This is a genomic window from Cupriavidus sp. SK-3 (assembly GCF_000611145.1).
GTDB lineage: Bacteria > Pseudomonadota > Gammaproteobacteria > Burkholderiales > Burkholderiaceae > Cupriavidus.
This window is the reverse complement of sequence record NZ_JFJV02000088.1, coordinates 44,935-60,624: the sequence shown is the minus strand read 5'-3', so window position 1 is coordinate 60,624 and position 15,690 is coordinate 44,935. Positions and strand designations below refer to the sequence as shown.

General features: G+C 60.1%; 15 protein-coding genes and 1 pseudogene. 8 read left to right on the top strand and 8 right to left on the bottom strand.

Annotation, left to right across the window (positions count from 1 at the left end; genetic code table 11):
- Window positions 1-608: IS66 family transposase (locus CF70_RS09365; RefSeq protein WP_152561753.1), on the top strand; the 608-nt coding region annotated here is incomplete at its 5' end.
- Window positions 609-822: 214 nt separating this feature from the next.
- On the opposite strand, the gene CF70_RS34660 is transcribed toward CF70_RS09365, so the two are convergent.
- Entirely contained in the window at window positions 823-1,941 is a 1,119-nt protein-coding gene (locus CF70_RS34660) for an HNH endonuclease (protein ID WP_035863385.1), read from the bottom strand.
- 1,132 nt (window positions 1,942-3,073) lie between these two features.
- Here CF70_RS34660 and CF70_RS09355 point away from each other — a divergent pair.
- On the top strand, window positions 3,074-3,757 hold the full coding sequence (locus CF70_RS09355) for a hypothetical protein (RefSeq protein ID WP_152561752.1): 684 nt from the start codon (window positions 3,074-3,076) through the stop codon (window positions 3,755-3,757).
- Between the two features lie 757 nt (window positions 3,758-4,514).
- Here CF70_RS09355 and CF70_RS09345 read toward each other — a convergent pair.
- The gene (locus CF70_RS09345; protein ID WP_051648189.1) at window positions 4,515-4,796 is read right to left on the bottom strand and encodes a hypothetical protein; all 282 of its coding nucleotides are present in this window, start codon (window positions 4,794-4,796) and stop codon (window positions 4,515-4,517) included.
- 343 nt (window positions 4,797-5,139) lie between these two features.
- Between CF70_RS09345 and CF70_RS09340 the strand changes: the two genes are divergently transcribed.
- The 4 genes and pseudogenes from CF70_RS09340 to CF70_RS09325 all read left to right on the top strand — a co-directional run bounded on the left by CF70_RS09340 (window position 5,140) and on the right by CF70_RS09325 (window position 7,189).
- Entirely contained in the window at window positions 5,140-5,433 is a 294-nt protein-coding gene (locus tag CF70_RS09340) for a DUF1484 family protein (protein WP_035863378.1), read from the top strand.
- A 177-nt stretch (window positions 5,434-5,610) separates the two neighbouring features.
- Window positions 5,611-5,961 (top strand): DUF1484 family protein, encoded by a 351-nt coding sequence (locus CF70_RS09335; RefSeq protein ID WP_035863377.1) that lies wholly within the window; start codon window positions 5,611-5,613, stop codon window positions 5,959-5,961.
- A gap of 125 nt (window positions 5,962-6,086) precedes the next feature.
- Window positions 6,087-6,395 (top strand): annotated as a pseudogene (locus tag CF70_RS38910) (PAAR domain-containing protein); the annotation flags it as partial.
- Between the two features lie 359 nt (window positions 6,396-6,754).
- Window positions 6,755-7,189, top strand: a complete 435-nt coding sequence (locus CF70_RS09325) for a hypothetical protein (RefSeq protein ID WP_235184970.1) — start codon at window positions 6,755-6,757, stop codon at window positions 7,187-7,189.
- A gap of 106 nt (window positions 7,190-7,295) precedes the next feature.
- On the opposite strand, the gene CF70_RS38905 is transcribed toward CF70_RS09325, so the two are convergent.
- A complete protein-coding gene (locus CF70_RS38905; RefSeq protein WP_035863371.1) occupies window positions 7,296-7,679 on the bottom strand; it encodes a hypothetical protein in 384 nt (127 codons plus the stop codon).
- A gap of 34 nt (window positions 7,680-7,713) precedes the next feature.
- A complete protein-coding gene (locus tag CF70_RS09315; RefSeq protein WP_152561750.1) occupies window positions 7,714-9,066 on the bottom strand; it encodes a hypothetical protein in 1,353 nt (450 codons plus the stop codon).
- A 221-nt stretch (window positions 9,067-9,287) separates the two neighbouring features.
- On the opposite strand from CF70_RS09315, the gene CF70_RS09310 reads away from it, so the two are divergent.
- A complete protein-coding gene (locus CF70_RS09310; protein ID WP_035863366.1) occupies window positions 9,288-10,322 on the top strand; it encodes a helix-turn-helix transcriptional regulator in 1,035 nt (344 codons plus the stop codon).
- A 26-nt stretch (window positions 10,323-10,348) separates the two neighbouring features.
- Here CF70_RS09310 and CF70_RS33760 read toward each other — a convergent pair whose 3' ends face one another.
- Window positions 10,349-11,101, bottom strand: a complete 753-nt coding sequence (locus tag CF70_RS33760; RefSeq protein ID WP_051648188.1) for a hypothetical protein — start codon at window positions 11,099-11,101, stop codon at window positions 10,349-10,351.
- Between the two features lie 186 nt (window positions 11,102-11,287).
- On the opposite strand from CF70_RS33760, the gene CF70_RS09300 reads away from it, so the two are divergent.
- Entirely contained in the window at window positions 11,288-12,118 is an 831-nt protein-coding gene (locus CF70_RS09300) for an SIR2 family NAD-dependent protein deacylase (RefSeq protein ID WP_035863363.1), read from the top strand.
- 43 nt (window positions 12,119-12,161) lie between these two features.
- Here CF70_RS09300 and CF70_RS09295 read toward each other — a convergent pair whose 3' ends face one another.
- From CF70_RS09295 to CF70_RS09285, 3 genes are read right to left on the bottom strand one after another with little or no spacing between them, the layout of a single operon-like run.
- Window positions 12,162-12,794 carry an OmpA/MotB family protein gene (locus tag CF70_RS09295; protein WP_035863361.1) on the bottom strand — a complete coding sequence of 211 codons (633 nt, stop codon included), beginning with the start codon at window positions 12,792-12,794 and terminating at the stop codon, window positions 12,162-12,164.
- An 18-nt stretch (window positions 12,795-12,812) separates the two neighbouring features.
- Window positions 12,813-14,414 (bottom strand): hypothetical protein, encoded by a 1,602-nt coding sequence (locus CF70_RS09290; RefSeq protein WP_035863359.1) that lies wholly within the window; start codon window positions 14,412-14,414, stop codon window positions 12,813-12,815.
- The gene (locus tag CF70_RS09285) at window positions 14,414-15,688 is read right to left on the bottom strand and encodes a hypothetical protein (RefSeq protein WP_152561749.1); all 1,275 of its coding nucleotides are present in this window, start codon (window positions 15,686-15,688) and stop codon (window positions 14,414-14,416) included. The genes CF70_RS09290 and CF70_RS09285 overlap by 1 nt, the downstream gene beginning before the upstream one ends.
- Window positions 15,689-15,690: the final 2 nt, after the last annotated feature.

Here is a 15,690-nt window from a genome sequence, read left to right as displayed (position 1 = left end):
GGTACAGGTCGTGGAATTTTCGTCTCGCGTGCGCCTTATGCCGAGCTCGGCATAAGGCTCATGCCCGGCGGCAGTTCTACGAACTGCATGCCGTGCGGCCGAATGCCTTGAATACCGGAGCGCCAGAACGCATCGGCGCGCTGTACAAGGTTGAGGAAGCGATCCGGGGCAAACCGCCAGACGAGCGGCGAGCGTACCGGCAATCTCACGCCAGGCCCTTGCGCGATCAACTCCATGCGCGGCTGGGCGCCACACTGGAGACACTCTCGCGCAAATCCGACACGTGTCGGGCGATCCTCTATGCTCTGAATCGGTGGGAAGCGCTCACGCGCTACTGTGACGACGGGCGTCTGGAACTCGATAACCTGCCGGTCGAGCGCGCCTTGCGCGGTGTGGCCATCGAGCGCCGGAACTACCTGTTCGCCGGCGCGGACTCAGGTGGCGAACGTGCTGCCGCGATCTACAGTCTGATCGGCACGGCCAAGCTCAACGGCCTTGATCCCGAGGCGTATCTGCGCGCCGTGCTCACGCGCATTGCTGCCCATCCTATCAACCGGATTGATGAGATTACACCCTGGGCCGTCGCCGATCGGCTCGCCACCGCATAAACGCTAGCGTAGCGCAAGATGGTTCCGGCGACACGCTTACACTGATAGTTGCTGTGTGCTTCGTGAAGGTGGCAGTTGTGGCAATAGCCATTCTTTCTTCCTTGTGAGGCAGCGGCTCCTAGCTTGGTGCTACGACATATTGTTGATCTTTCTTCATATTCGCGTGATAGCGTAGGGAGCGGGTTGCAAATGATGCACATCGTGTCAATAGTACCTACCGGTCGCGCTCCTTAGCCGCAATCGCCTCTATCAGGTCCAGATTCTTCTGATGTCCCCCAAGCCCATGATGAATGTGCCGATGGCAAGTCGGGCATATCGCTGCCACATGACGCGGATGGTCGAGACCGCCGTCCGAAACACGTGTCGTGTGATGCGGCTCCAAGTACGGAGACCCATCCTTCCGCTGAAACGCTGCCGGCTGGCGGCACGACTCACACTTTCCCTGGGCACGCAGCAACACGTAGTCCTTCACTTGCTTGCTGCGCTGATAGAGCCTCCTCAGCGCTGTCTTCCCCGTTGCCTCCTGTGACCCGCGAAACGCCTCAATGGCTCGTCGTCGCGCCTCTTCCAAACTGGATGGCGCTGCCGCAGGAGATTCATCGTCGAATGATGGGCTGTTCTCGTCATCCAGCAATGCCACAGGGAAAAGCTGGAACACGATCACGTTGCGCTGGTCCCCATTCCTATCGGGCCCCCGGCGTATCGAGTGCCCCGCATAGGCATGCTCACCAAGGTATTCCTGGCCCTTGCCTTTGCCAAGTGACTTGAACAAATGCAATGCGCGCCCGTCCTCAGCGTGATCGCGGATGGCCAGGTTGCCACGGGTGAACGTCATATCGCCAACTTGGCCCGCACCGGTGTAGGAGAACACGCCAAGCTCATCTCGGCCGTCCACGTAGCCGTACTGCTCTCCGCTATCACCCGTGAAGATGAATATGGCTTGGACTGTGCTCGACGGCGCTATCCCACTCTGCCAGCTGCCGCCGAAGGTTAGATGTATGTCTGTTCGTCTGTCGTAAATCTTCCCGAGTGAGAAGCTCGGTGGCTCGCCGTACTCCGACGCTTGACGCTCGTTCGGGAGCCGTACAATCCTGAATCCCCGTTCCTCAAGATAGGAATTTGTCGGGTGGCCGCCGTAAAAGCCCCTGACCGAGAGGCCGGTGGCCATGGAAATTATCTGCTTCGGCGGATATAGCGCCCCACCCTCAGAGATCGCATAAAGCTGCGACTTCTTGCTATCCCATCCCTTCCAATCCTTGGTCGCTCGGAGTTCCCGATCGAACTCCTTCATCGCTAAGGCGATGGCCGACCTTTCAACCGTTGGAATGCTCAACCTCTTTCCCCTGTTAGCCCGATTATTTGGCACGCGTACGCATGCTCCTTTTCTTGCTCATTAGTATGTCGATAGGAATCGTCCTATGCAACATTCAAGTGGGGGATTAGTGATTGCTCGGCATGGCCCCCCCTTCTTGAGTAGGGAGCGATTGCGAAAGCTGACTCAGAATAGTTTGTGTACAAGGGGACGGAGATGGATTTGAGACCTTCTGTTGCCTGCTGTGGAACAAGCATGGCTTTCAAGCCCGCGTAATATCCAAGCGCGGGGGGTTGGGGGGGGCATTGACGTTCTCGCCTGCAAAGGGCGTGAAGGTGAGCTCCTGCAGCGCAAGAGCTCGAAAGCGATCGAAGTTGGCTGGGATGCCATCAAGGAAGTCACTGCCGGTGCGGCAAAATGCCAGGCCAGATTTCAGGGGACACGATTCCGACGACTTGCCATCCCGAAGCGGAACTTCACTAGAGGGGCCTTCGAGCAGGCTGAAACGAGCCGTGTGGAACTCATCATGAAGAGCTTCTGTGACGGCACCCGGTTACCAACCGCGAATTCGATGAAGCTTTGCAAGAGTGGTCGCTGGGAGTTGGTGTGTTCGCGGTCTGAGGAGGAGCGCTCAGCTGATTTTGGGCGATTTTCGAATATTAATTTTATGAGCTAAATGCTTCCGGCATGAGATGGGCTGCTCCAAGCGTGCGGCTTCACCTGTTACCATTCTATAGGTCCGCGCATCGCATCGGAGATGCATGTTTGAGGGGGGCAGAGCGGCGCATGCATTCGTGCCGCGAACCCGAGGTCGAGCGCGTTTCGTTTACGGGCCTCACTTCGATTAACGCTGTGCGGGTATGCTTGCCTATCAGATCTGTAATTCGGATTATGGGGGTGTCGTCGCTCGGCTGCCTTACTTGGTTCGCCTACGCTCCGCGTGTTTTGAAAGCGGGGCTAAATAGATGTCAACGGGCTGGGGCAGGACGGATCTAGGTGTGGCGCGGGGAGACTCCGGAAATCCCGTCGTAGAAGGAAAAGGTGCTGTAGCCTGACTGCTACGATTTAGATTTGGTTGAAATTATGGCCAAATGGGCGGTTTGGGAATGATCGGCCCATTTCGGGACGGTGAGGATCAGGGAGGGATAACTATATGCGTGACGGTGTATGGGGACGAGATCTGCTGGCGCTGGATGGCTTGCTAAGGGATCTACGGGCAGTGGCTTCCGAAAGCAAAGCGAACTCGGCGGCATCATTCTCGTTGGGAGAAGGGCAGCTTGGTTGGGTAAGCATTGGCTGTCTGGTATCGGGCTGGGCTATATCGTTGAGCGTACCCTGGGGATTCCCGGCTCAGGCAAACTACCTTGCCCTTATCCTATTGCTGCTGGGCGCGATTGCAGCCGCGGTTTCCGCGGTCGGTGTGGTAATGAGTACCGTGCGAGAATGGGGGGAGATGGAGTCCAACACTCTAGATGCGGTAGGAGAGAACATGTCTCGCTGGTACGGGACAATTTCCAGGATACGCGCTACGTACTCTCGTGAGCAGATACTTTTTGCCCAAGGATATGTGTCGGACGTAGCTGTGCAGGCGCGCGCGCGCTTAGCCCTCTTTGTTGGCGCGCTGGAGAAGGTCGGGATCATCCCTCTGGTTGCTTCGGTTGCGCTGACACTTGCCAATTTTTTTAAAAGTGGATCGATGCCATTGTTATGGTTCACGGCGGCTGTCGTGGCAGGTGTCTTTTATGTGTTGGCATTGCGGCTAGTGGACATTGCGTTCACGCTTGAGCGCTTCGCGTTAATCCTACGGCATGCGATAGCAGAGAAGGACGGTCGCTAAACGAGTCATCGAGGCTCGCGGGCCTGTCTTCTCGAATTGCCTGAGACTAAAACTTGCGAGTGAGTAGCTATGCGGGAAGAATGGCTTCGGATTTCCTAGCTCATATCTCGCGAACTCAACTATCCGGGGACATTTACCTTGACTATGCCACAGTCTGGTTCCATTGCTTACTGGAATTACTTCCGGTGCTTGGAAGATGATATTAGTGAGCTATCCCGTTGGATCGAGCTATCGGAAGCAAACTTCGGATGCTATTCCATTGAACTTGCTCGACTGTTGATGACTGCGTCAGCGGAAGTAGACGTTCTAGCTAAACTAGTTTGTCGGAAGTCAGATCCAACTTCGACGGCAGAAACAATCAATGCGTATCAGGATGGGTTGATCAACCAGTTCCCGAACTTCCACCTAGCGACGGTCGAAATCCCTCGGCACGGTCTGTCGCTAACCCCGTGGTCCAGTTGGGGGCGTGCAAGAAATCCACCGCTTTGGTGGCAAGCGAACAACAAGGTGAAACATCACCGGTCCGAGCACTTTCAGTTAGCGACGCTGAATAACGTCCTGAACGCTGTTGCAGGGTTGCTGCTACTTCTCATCCTTTATTATGAACAAGGAATCTCGCAACTTGCCGAGATGGGAACTTTGTTTGTGCCCCGGTCACTCTGTGCAAAGCTCGGGGAGGAGCTCATATTCTTACCCAAGGCACTGTAGTCCAAGAACCTACCGCCGCCATCCGAGATGGGGTCCTCGTAGATGCCGCCTATTTCTCTTCCTGTCTAACTTTCTCCAAATCCCGCGCAATCCGCTCCCGGATAGGCGAAGTATGCCCGTGCTCCTCGTCCGTCTTCCCAGTGACGAGCCAGTACGCATACTGAGGCCAAACCGCCCCGATAGCCTCCACCATCTCCTGTGTCACGCGCTGCTGATTGCGGCAGGTGTTCTTCCAGCTATCAGATTTCACCCCGGTCAGCTCCTCCATGCGCTTGAAGCGCCGGTGCCCGCCTGCAACGAAATCTATCAATTCTTCTACCCGATCGCGCATTTCAATTGGGCTATTTAAGCTTTGCTAGGTAAATTTAGCCTCGTTCAGCGACTCGAACGAAGGAGTGGATTGGCAACTTGCGAGCAGTAGTGGCCCTTTGCCGCGCGCGCTGGTGTTGGCTTACTACTCGCGACACGCCGGCGTGGGCCAACCTATTCGCGCCGCACGACGGCGAACGCACCTTGCCACCTCTCTTGTGAGGGGGGGCGTATGCGCTCGCGTCGAGAATTATCAGCCGCATTATGGACCATGCGGAGGGGCTTCTGCGCCCTAGGGATCTGCGCAGCGTCGCGACGCTGCTTTGCAGAGGATTTCGACTGACATCCCAAACGAGGAGGCGCCCATGACCGCTCGCCAACGTCACCCCCGCACCCCCGCCGAAGCAAGAGAGGCCGCCACCGAAGCCAAGCTGATCGCTGAGCCCCTCGCCCAAGAAGGCGAAGCCGCCCCAACCCACGAAACCATCCACCAATCCTGCCACGACCTCCTGCGCGTCAGCGCAGGCCTGGAATCCCTCCTGCTCCTACTGGAGCTACAGGCCGACGAGCAAGCCGCCAACAACGGCCTGCATGCCCTGCTGGCGCCGCTAAAGCAGCAACTGGACCAGGCAGTGAACCGCGTGCAAGCACTGTACTGAGCCACACTCGTTCCCCACACCTGCACTGCAGCCCGCAAGGCCGCAGGCGGTGGGGATACACACGCCTGTTGAGGCAAGCACCCGCCGCCGCCGCGTGCCGGGACGATGGTCGCCAACGCCGCCCATCGCCATACCGATGTCTGAGATCGCCCCCCGATCACAAAACAGGAGGTACCCATGACCGCCCGCCAACGTCGCCCGCGCACCGCTGCCGAAGCACGGGAAGCCGCCATGGAAGCCAGGCTGATCGCCGAGCCCTTGCTGCCGGACAACGAAGCTGATCCGAGCCACGAGGCTACCCACCAAGGCTGCCACGAACTGCTGCGCATCAGCGCGCATCTGGAATCTGTCATCACGCTGCTGAACCTGCATGCGGGCGATAGCCGTCTGCATGCCTTGCTGACACCGCTGAAGCAGCAGCTGGACCAGGCATTGAGCCGGTGCAGGCGCTGTACCCGGGCCTGCGGGGGTCGTTCGCAATCAGCGCCTGCGTCGCGGCTCGCCAATGATGCGGGGAGGATCGAGTAGTCGGCAAGCCGAGCCAACACTGCCGCCGCCTTGCGCGGCGTCCGGATGAGAGCCCGCCTCCCAACTTCACGGCGTATTCCCGCTCACTAAGGGAATTTTCTTCGCGTTCTTGCAGACTTTTCCCAATGCCGATCAGGCGATCCGCGGGCACATTGGCAAGCCGTCCGACCACTTTGAGTGTCGGCGCCCTGACAACGGAGAATGGCATGCACGATATGCGAGAGGCCCTGAAGCATGGCGACAAGACCGGCACAGGTGGGGTGCTGATGTCCACAGTGATTGGCTTTACGCATCACGGTGTCGCCGTCGCGGCGGAAGGCGACCACGCTACTTGTCCAGCTTGCAAGGTGGGTGGCCCGGTGATGAACGACGCCTATCCGCACTTCACGCTCATGGACGGGCGCCAGATTCTGGTGCGGGGCGCCAGGGTGATGTGCCAATGCACGGACAAGCCACTGGTCATCCCGTCACAGCGGGATTTCATCATTCAGGTGAACCGGGCAGGCCGCCTCCAGCCTTCGACCGCGCCAGGCACTTACGCACCAAGCGCCGCCGAGAAGCTGTCTGACGGGCCAAGCCGCCTCGTGGACGATTCGGATCGGATCTGTGCAAACATGAGCAATGCGGAATTTCGCAGCCTCGTTCTCAGGCTCCGCGACACGGCCGTTCTGTGCTGCGGCAAGAGGTTGGTGGAGCTTCGACGGTGGGGCCACGCGGATCGGGCGCGAGTCGAGACGTGGTTTGGCGTATCCGATGAAAGGGTCCGCCAACGCCTGCTTGAGGGAATTCCCCATTGTCTAAATACTTCCGCGCGGTTGCTGCAGCAGCAGCGATCTTGGCGCAGCCCGCCCTGGCCTGCAGCTTCGATATTTCCTTCAACAGCAATTTCGAGCCCGGTGCGGATCGCCTGCCGGCTTCGGAAGTTCGCAGACTGGCGGAGTGGATGATCGACGACCCGGCAGCCTATGAGAACAAGAAGGAGTTTCACATTCTCGTCTACGAGGCCCCCACCGTTGGTGTCAGTCATGCTCTCGCACGCAAGCGCGTATCTCACCTGGAGCATTTGCTGACGACTTTTGGTGTGCCGGTGAGCATGATTTCCATGGAGATCCCCCGCTACAAACCTGGCAAGTCAGCGGAACCGCCGAATTTTGCGCATATCAATTTCATGCCGGGGTGCCCGCACCCTTGCTGCCCAGGTCCGGAACCGACCTCGCAGATTCGCTAGGCGTGCGCTAGATGACGTCTCCCTGTCCGGCAGCCTGTTGTCAAACGGCAGGCTGCGGCAAAGAACCCGCCGTGCATTGAGAACTCCGATAACGTGGCCGCCTATGTCATTGTCCAAGCACTTCCGCACGGTCGCTGCAGCAGCAGCGATCTTGGCGCAGCCCCTGGACGGCGCGCAGCTTGATCAGCACCCGATCGCCGAATAGCACGCGAACCAAGGCGGAACAGGATGGACCGATGCGCTTGGCTTCGCGCAAGCACCACTGGACATCGTGCAATTGCCAAGCCTGTGCCTCGGGTGGCAGATGGTCGGTGACGGCACTGCGGGAGGAACGCACGCGTTCGAGCAACGCTGCCGTGGACACGGCCTTTGTCCAGCCCCAACTCACCACTGGAGAAGAGATTCGGAAGGGCAGCGCGCTCCCGCGAACCGAGACGCCATCGAAAGGCCCCTCGCTGCCGGCCAACTTCTTCGGCACGCGCAGGGCCATCCAGGGTGACTGCAGCGCAACGGCGCGCGGCCCGTCAAAGCATGGCGACCGCGCTGATCTCGCTGTTGCTGTCGAAGCTCAATGCCATCCGAATCTTGCCGTCATCATGCTGAAGACGCCCAAGCCGGTCCTTTAGCTGAGTCATCATCCTGTCATAGCTCCGCTGCTGGCCCACGGCAAGCGTCAGCATGGCCTCGGCATTGTCGATGATCTCACCACGACGCACTTCCAGGGTCTCCTGCTTGTTCCAGAGCGACTTAGACAAGAGCTGATTAGCCCGATCGCGCAGAGACCCCGAGACACCGGTCATCGCCTTGAGCGGATCGTCCACGCCAGATTCAGATATCACCGGCAGTGACTGCCTGTTCAAGGGATCGACGTATGCCTTGCAAACATTCAACAAGGCCATCAAACGCAACAACAAGTTGCGTTTCTGAACCAATCGTCGGGCGGAATCGGCATGGCCTAGCAGTGCCTTGTGCGTATTCTCCGTCCCGCCCAGGGAATCAACATCATTCTGGGCGAGAATGCGCTTTGCAAGCGCCTCTCCCTCGAGCCGCAGCTGCACGATCCATTCCATGGCCTCGCGACAGATGGCTTCGAGCTGCCCACGCTTTTCCAGAGGCAATTCGTCCGGCGATCTCATGTCATTCATCAACGAAACCAAGGATCCCAGGTAGAGTACTGCCCCTTCAAGCTTGGCCTGGTCCTTGTTGTCCAGGTAGATATGCAGGTCCGAAATGCCCTGCTTGATCTCGTCAAGTCCCCTGTTGATATCGTCCAGATGCGATTGCGCCACGGCGATGCTAAGCAGCTGGAAGGCGCCGGCAGTCATCTGACGGGCACGTCCTCCCTCGATCACCCTGCCATTGCCCGCAAACTTTTTTGAACCCACTTGACGCGCCGTCGGGAACACCCCACCTTTTTGCGCAGCAATGAGCTCCAGCGTACCGTCCTTCAACCCTTGCTGTACTTTCGGATCGAACACCAGCTCCACCGTCTTGTTCGGCAGGCCGACGGCCCCTTTGAATACATCCGCTGCAAGTTGGCGAGCGCGGTGTACGGGAATATCGGCTCGCCCCGCCAACGGTTGAGCATTGGCAGGCATCGCGGCGAGCTCGCGCGTGCTGATCATGATGTTGCCGTCCTCGTCCTGCACCAGCAGCTCGGTACCTAGCACGGCTCGTACTTCCTCAGGCGCAGCGCTCGCAATGACGCCACCTGCCGCAGGGGACGCTCCGATGATCGGCTTCCCCGCGCGCTGGCTACGCTGCCCGGCGTTGTAATTGTCATCGCGGTGGCGCAACGCGATGCTGTAACCGAGATAGACAGCCACCCCGACCAATGCGATTGCCAACGCAATTCCACAAATCCACAAGATGCCCACGATCTTCCCCTGCCTCCATTTCAATTTCTAACACTGAAGGGCCCCGCTATTGCGAGAGTCGCCTCACGATACGGCCCCATCTTTTCGCTTGTTTGACAACGAGCTAAACAGGCAATGTCGCCGCTGGACCTGGCCTCTTACTATTCCACGCCGTTCACTGGACAAATTCTGGTCGGCTTTCTAGGATACGCATTCCTGCGAAGAAAAATAAATAGCAAAACATGATTGAGCCGGAACATCAAGTCGTCCTGGACGCAATGGCGTCGCACCCGAACAGGGTCTGGCGATCTACCGAGCTAAAGAAGATCATTTGGGCACGGTTTCATGGTCTTCACGACCGCAAGGTCCGACGCGTCCTTGAAGATCTCGAGCGTATGTGCCTACTGGAGCGGGAAGGCGATGGCCCGGCCACCAGTTGGAGGCTCCTCGCCAAAGGGCCAAGGCAAGCCATCCGTCCCCCGGTTGACCTGTCGTTGGCACTTCTGAAGCTCAGACAACTGGCGAAACACCATCTCCCAAACAGCGTTATCGGCGACTTCGAAGGATATTTTGAGGGCGCCACCCGCGTGTTGCACGAGAGTACGTTCGATACTCGTCTGGAAAGCGCTCGCGCATGGATGGGAAAGACCGCGCGCCTGGACCCCGGCTATCCGCTGATTCCGCCTCAGGTCCAAGAGAGCATGTTCGAGACGATCTGGGCTGCGCTATACCGTGACGAGTCACTCTACGTGCGCTACCAGAAGGCTGACCAGGATGCCGCGGAGCCGAAGGAGCACAGGGTGCTGCCCTATGCCATCGTGGAGAAAGGCCCCTATTGGTACCTGGTCGTGAGAGGCAAGCGCTCGAGCGGCAAGCAAGGGGAGGCCTTTCTCTTGCGATTCGACCGTATCGTCGAAGTCAGAAACCTTGGCCATGACCTGGTACGCGAGAGCGACTTCAACCTCGACGCGTTCATCAAGAAAGAAAAGGTCCTGGAATGGTTCCCCGAAGAGCCGGAGCAGATCGTGCTGCGCGTGCGGGAGACCCGAGCCGTGCCAAGCCAGTTCCGTTCCGTGAAGCTGTCAATCGACCAGAAGATCGAGCCAGAAGAGGGCGGCTTTGTCCTCACCGCCACGGTAACGCCATCCGTGGCGCTCAAGAACCTGCTCCTGGAGCGCTCGCCGTTTATCGAAGTCCTCGCGCCTCAGCACCTGCGCGAGGAGATCGGTAGCTTGCTTCACGCCGCCGCGCAACGTTACGCGGCGGGCCCGGCGTAGTGCGTCCCCGCCTCCCCGCCTCCCCGTTAGAAGGCCAGATCCGGCCAGGGAAAGGCCACCACCACATCGGCGTTGGACTTCTCGAACGGGCGCGCAGAGTACTTCAGGCGCCCGGCAATGACCCGGGTGGTCTGGCGAATGGCGGCTATCGCCGCTACCGGCGCTGCGACGGAGATCCAGGCGGGCGCTGCATAGCCCTTCTCGAACAGCGACACCAGGTCTGCCTCGATCTTTCCGGCCAGGCGCTCAGGCTCGGTATCGGCGTGCTGCAGGAGCAGGCAGGTCGTATCGAGCGATGCCAACTCCCGCAGCGACCTGAGCGAGGCGCCACGCCCCGCCGACAGATCCGACGGCTCCACCGTCGACCGGAACAGGATCGCAAGGGCGGAGGCCACGCTGCGGGGCCCGGCCATGATCCAGCAGCCGGCGCGCACCGCAGGCAGTTGCCTGGCGGCACCGAGAACAAGTGCGATCTCGATGCTGCCGGTCTGGCGGGCCTTTCTCATTGCCTGCACCGGCCCCATCGCATTCCATAGGGCGCCACCGTTAGCGCCGCTCAGGCGCCCGGCGTCCACGAGATGCACAACCATGTCGGCTTGCGTGGCACGCCGTCCACCGAGCACCCAATCGATGCCACCGGCAAACGTGGGGCAATCCATCATCACACCCTGTGCCTCCTGCTCGGAAAAGCCCCACCGCTGGATGGCAATCCGCAGCGGCCGGATCGGCGTCAGTTCGCCTTGGCGGATGGGCAGATCGAGAAGAGGGTTCTGGGACATAGGCGAGCTCCTGAGTTGCGATAGGCGCCAGTGTCATGTCCAGACCGGACAGGCAGTTGTCCGGTATCGCATCTAGCATTGGATCCATGCGAGGAGATGCTGCTCCGTTGATGCACTTGCTCGCACCGGAAGAGAACCGATCACGCAGTGCCGCCCTCAGGCGGAGACATTCATGGGGAAACAAGGATGAGAAGCGATCAGCACAAGATCGAAGAAGCGGCGGACTGGGTGAGGAATGCGCGGGCACTGCTGATTACGGCTGGCGCCGGCATGGGCGTCGACTCCGGCTTGCCGGATTTCCGTGGCACGGAGGGATTCTGGGGAGCCTATCCCGCGCTGGGCGCAGCGGGCCTGAATTTCCAGGACATCGCATCGCCCCAAGCCTTTGCCAGCCACCCCGCGCTTGCCTGGGGCTTCTACGGCCACCGCATGGCGCTGTACCGGCGCACGCAGCCGCATGCCGGCTTTGAGATTCTGCGGCGCTGGGCCGAGGGCATGCCGCAGGGGTATCGGGTCTATACCTCCAACGTGGACGGACACTTCCAGCGTGCCGGCTTTACGCCCGAGAAGGTCCACGAGTGCCACGGCTCCATCCACGTGCTGCAGTGCCTGCAAGCCTGCACCGAGCACACCTGGAGCGCTGACGGATTCCAGCCGGAGGTGGACGAGGCGAAGTGCAAGCTGCTGAACGACCCGCCGCGCTGCCCGCACTGCGGCGGCGCGGCCCGCCCCAACATCCTCATGTTCGACGACTTCTCTTGGGTGGAAACGCCAACGGTCGAATCGCGCGACAGGCTTGATACCTGGACCCGCACGCGCGAGAACATCCTGGTGATCGAGGTGGGCGCGGGAACGGAGATCCCGACGGCCAGGCGATTTGGCGAGCGCCATGCGACGCAGTTCATCCGGATCAACACCCGGCAGGCTGGCGTCCGGGGTGGGAAGCACAATATGGGGCTGGCGGGAACCGCGCTTGATACGCTGGCTGCAATCGATGCGGTGATGCGCCGGGCGTGAGCCCGATCCTCCCGGCCGCCATCGCGGCCAGGAGGCAAAACGGCTAGCGGACGAACCGCACTTCCACGCGGCGATTCCTCGCGTCGCGCGGATCGACACCCGGCAACGGATGCGAGTCGCCAAAGCCCGCCACAATGACCCGGCGCGCCGTCTCCGTCGTCATGCCACCTGTGAGCAAGCGGCGTGCCTCGCGCGCACGCGCAGCCGACAGCGTGTAGTTGTCGTCATAGACCGTGCAGAAGCGCGCGAAATCCGTGACCGGGCTCTGCACAGGCAGGCTGTCCGTATGTCCCTCCACGAAGATCTGCCCTTCTTTCGCTTCCGTCAGGTAATGCGTGAGCTCACGGTCCACTCTCGCGAATGCGGCCTTGGCCTCGGGCGTCACGCAGGCGCTGCCGCGAGAGAACACATTGTCCTTCAGGGTGACCTTGCCCGCCGCCGGATCGAAGGCGACCAGGCCGGCCGCGCCTTGTGCCTCGAACGCGCGCTTCATGTCGGTCAGCATGGCCTCCACGCGCTTTCGCTGCGAGGCCTCGCCTCTTTCCGCTTCTTCCTTGTGCTGGAGCGCAGCAAACTGGCTCTGAAGGATGGACACGACAAGCAGCAGCATGACCACCGCCAGGGTGCCCGCCATCAGGTCCGCAATGGATACCCATTCGTTTGGCTTGTCCTTCATCCTTTGCACCGCCCTGGTTTATTGAATTTCAGCATTCTCTGCAGCCGGCGTGGCTTGCGCGCGTTGCTGGATGCGGGCGAGGTGCGTCAGGATCTGGTCCATCTGCTTGCGGCTGTCGGCATCGCCCTTTACGCGCAGCGCCAGCATCTGGTCGAGAGCGGCGAACAGGCGGCTATCCTTGTCCTTGTCTGCGTTGAAAAGCTTGCCGGCGGCGGTGGATATGCTGTTTGCTGCAGCGCGCAGGTCTTTCGCCTGGTCTGCTCCGCTATTCACTGCCTTTTCGCTGATAGCGATCATGCCATTGCACTGCTCGATCAGGCCATCGAAACGCTTTTCCATCGATGACATACGCAGGCCAGATTCGGAGACTGCCTTCAACCCCATCTGGATGTTTGTCGCCACTTTATCGATGGTGCCTTGCATGGTCATCACCACCTTCTGCAACGTAGTGCTGATCTCGGTGAACTCGCCAATCGCACCGTTTTGCTGCGCGGTGGCTTTCGCCATCGTTTGCTCGATCTTGCCCATGGTCAGCGAAACGCTGCCCTTGAGCGCATCCACCGCGGAAGAGATGTTCGCGGTCGTGCTTTTGAGCTCCTCAGCCATGGATCTGAGGTTTTCCTGGAAGCTATCGTTCATATCGCCAATGTTCTGCGACAGATCGCGCTTGAGTCCGACGACGACTTCACCGATCCCTTTCTCGAAGGTGTCCACGCCCTTGCACAGTGCCTCCGCGGACGCCGCGACCTTAACGGCCCCGGCGGCCATCTTCTTGCCCGCTTCGCTCATGGCTTGAATGTTGGCGTCGTTGGCCTGCACGAAGTGCTCCATCGCCTCCTGCGTCTTCTTCACCGCCAGCTGCATCTCCTTTGCGGAAGCTAGCTGCGCCACGGCGCTGTCCCGAATCTCGGCGATCGCCGTCACCGTACCTGCGGTGGCTTTGGCTACGGCTTGCAGTGGCACTTGCAGCTCTGCTGTCTGCGCGCCGATCGCGGTCGCAAATTGCTTGCCGATGGATTCCATCGCCTGGATCATGCTGTCCTGCATGCGCGAATCGCGTTCACCGCTGGCTTGCCGCGCGCGCTGCAAGATTTCATTCAGCTTCGCGGAACACCAGTTCAGTCGCCTTTCTTCGTGGCGAGTGAACGTGCTAATGACCTTCAACAGCAGGAAGAAGAGAATCCCCCATGCCGATGTCCTGAACTTGGTGCCGAGCCCTTCCATCATGTGCGTCAGGCCTTGCATCGTGCCGGCCATCGCCGCACTGTCAGGTTGGGGTTTCGAGAGCATGGCGGAGGCATCGTTCAGCGCAATGCCAAGGCCAAGGAACGTGCCAAGCAATCCGAGAATCAGCAGGACGCCGGGCATGACCTCAATCGCTTTCTCCGCGCGAGACGCCACCACATCCGACATCTCCGCCAGGGAAACGGGAGCCGCCTCGGCAGCGTCCCCGCCACTGGCGGCGCGACGCTGCCAGTTGTCTTGCCAGGTGTGCGGCCGCGCGTTGCGCCAGACGCCGTAGCTGGTGCTGGCAAACATCAGGAGCATCAGTGCGCCGATCAGGCCCTGGACCAGTTCCGCACCCGGCGACAAGAAACGAAGTACGTCAAGAATGGACATCAGGCTTCCACCTCAACCAGCTGCTCGGCACGTTTCCGGCTGGCTGCTTCAAAGATGTTCGAGAAGTCGATCACCAGCGCCTGCTGGTCCTCACCAAGCTGCTCCCAGCGCTTGCCGAACTGCAGGCAATCGATCAGGATCTGCCCGGCCTCATTGCCGCTATCCACCAGGTAGTCGAAGTTTTCTTCCCGCAAAGTGGCCTCGTCCTTCTCCATAAATTGCAGAAAGCCCTCGGCAGCCTGCACGTAGATGCGGAACTCTGCGTTTTCCGTCTTGGCGGCTTCCAGTGCGCTCATGCCTTCACTAACCTGCGCCTGCAGCGCAGGCAGCTCCGCGGCGTCTTCCGGCGTCAGCGATTCGCTCTTCTGCGCGCGCAGCATACGGTTGAGCTTGATGCGGTTATCGATGACTCTGGATTCCAGACGCTTGCCGGACGCCTCGCGGGTCTGCAGATCAGCCGCCCAACCGATGATCAGCTCTTCGAAGACAAACGGGATCAGCCCCTTGCCAAACCGCACTGTCACAATGGCATCCAGGCGCTCGGCATCGGCGTCCGACAGCACGGGCGTCTCCGCCAGGAGGTCAGAGCCCACCGTGACGAGGAACATGTCGTCCGCGGTAACGGCATCTACGGTCGTCGCTTCCTGCAACTGGCTTTCCGTATTGACCAGCAGCTTCTGCGCGGCGCGCAGCCGCAAGTAGTGATCAAAATCCCGAACGGTGTCGCGCTCCATCAGCGTGTCGATCCGGCTGCGCACCAGCATGGAGTCGATCATGAACTGCGTGACCTTCAACGCGTGCTGGGCGCTCCGGGCAGCGTGGGCTTCCGCCTCTTTGACGGCTTCCTTGTGCTTCTCGGCCTCAGCCGCGGCTTCCTTGTCCAGGACTTGGTCCCGATACTTGCGGGCAGCCGCAATGACCCAGGCAACAGCATTGTCCAACCGCTTGGCGATCGCGCTGTCGCCGAATCCAATGGCGAAATCGAGTCCCTTCTCCAAGACCATAAGCGCTGACCCGATCCATGGATGGAGCTTCGCCCCGGCGCGTGCCGTGGCAACTAGTGCCTTCGCCTTGACCAGCCACGGCTTGGCCATGTTGTAGAAGCGCTTGATATCGCCGACGATCCGTTCGCCCTCCGCGGCCATCGCGCCAACCACCTTGGCCGCCACTTCCTTCACTTTTCCGTAAGCGCTTTTCGCCAAGGATGCAACACTGCTCGCGGCGCTGCTGAAAACAGAACCCACGCTCGAAACCAATTCAGAAAAAAACCCCACGT

What these genes read in the sequence shown, in the direction of transcription:
- CF70_RS09335 (WP_035863377.1), top strand. Translation starts at nt 5,611, where the DNA reads ATGACCGCCCGCCAACGTCGCCCGCGCACCGCTGCCGAAGCACGGGAA.
- CF70_RS09290 (WP_035863359.1), bottom strand. Translation starts at nt 14,414, where the DNA reads ATGTCCATTCTTGACGTACTTCGTTTCTTGTCGCCGGGTGCGGAACTG.
- CF70_RS09340 (WP_035863378.1), top strand. Translation starts at nt 5,140, where the DNA reads ATGACCGCTCGCCAACGTCACCCCCGCACCCCCGCCGAAGCAAGAGAG.
- CF70_RS38905 (WP_035863371.1), bottom strand. Translation starts at nt 7,679, where the DNA reads ATGGCCCTGCGCGTGCCGAAGAAGTTGGCCGGCAGCGAGGGGCCTTTC.
- CF70_RS09310 (WP_035863366.1), top strand. Translation starts at nt 9,288, where the DNA reads ATGATTGAGCCGGAACATCAAGTCGTCCTGGACGCAATGGCGTCGCAC.
- CF70_RS09345 (WP_051648189.1), bottom strand. Translation starts at nt 4,796, where the DNA reads ATGCGCGATCGGGTAGAAGAATTGATAGATTTCGTTGCAGGCGGGCAC.
- CF70_RS09355 (WP_152561752.1), top strand. Translation starts at nt 3,074, where the DNA reads ATGCGTGACGGTGTATGGGGACGAGATCTGCTGGCGCTGGATGGCTTG.
- CF70_RS33760 (WP_051648188.1), bottom strand. Translation starts at nt 11,101, where the DNA reads ATGTCCCAGAACCCTCTTCTCGATCTGCCCATCCGCCAAGGCGAACTG.
- CF70_RS09300 (WP_035863363.1), top strand. Translation starts at nt 11,288, where the DNA reads ATGAGAAGCGATCAGCACAAGATCGAAGAAGCGGCGGACTGGGTGAGG.
- CF70_RS09295 (WP_035863361.1), bottom strand. Translation starts at nt 12,794, where the DNA reads ATGAAGGACAAGCCAAACGAATGGGTATCCATTGCGGACCTGATGGCG.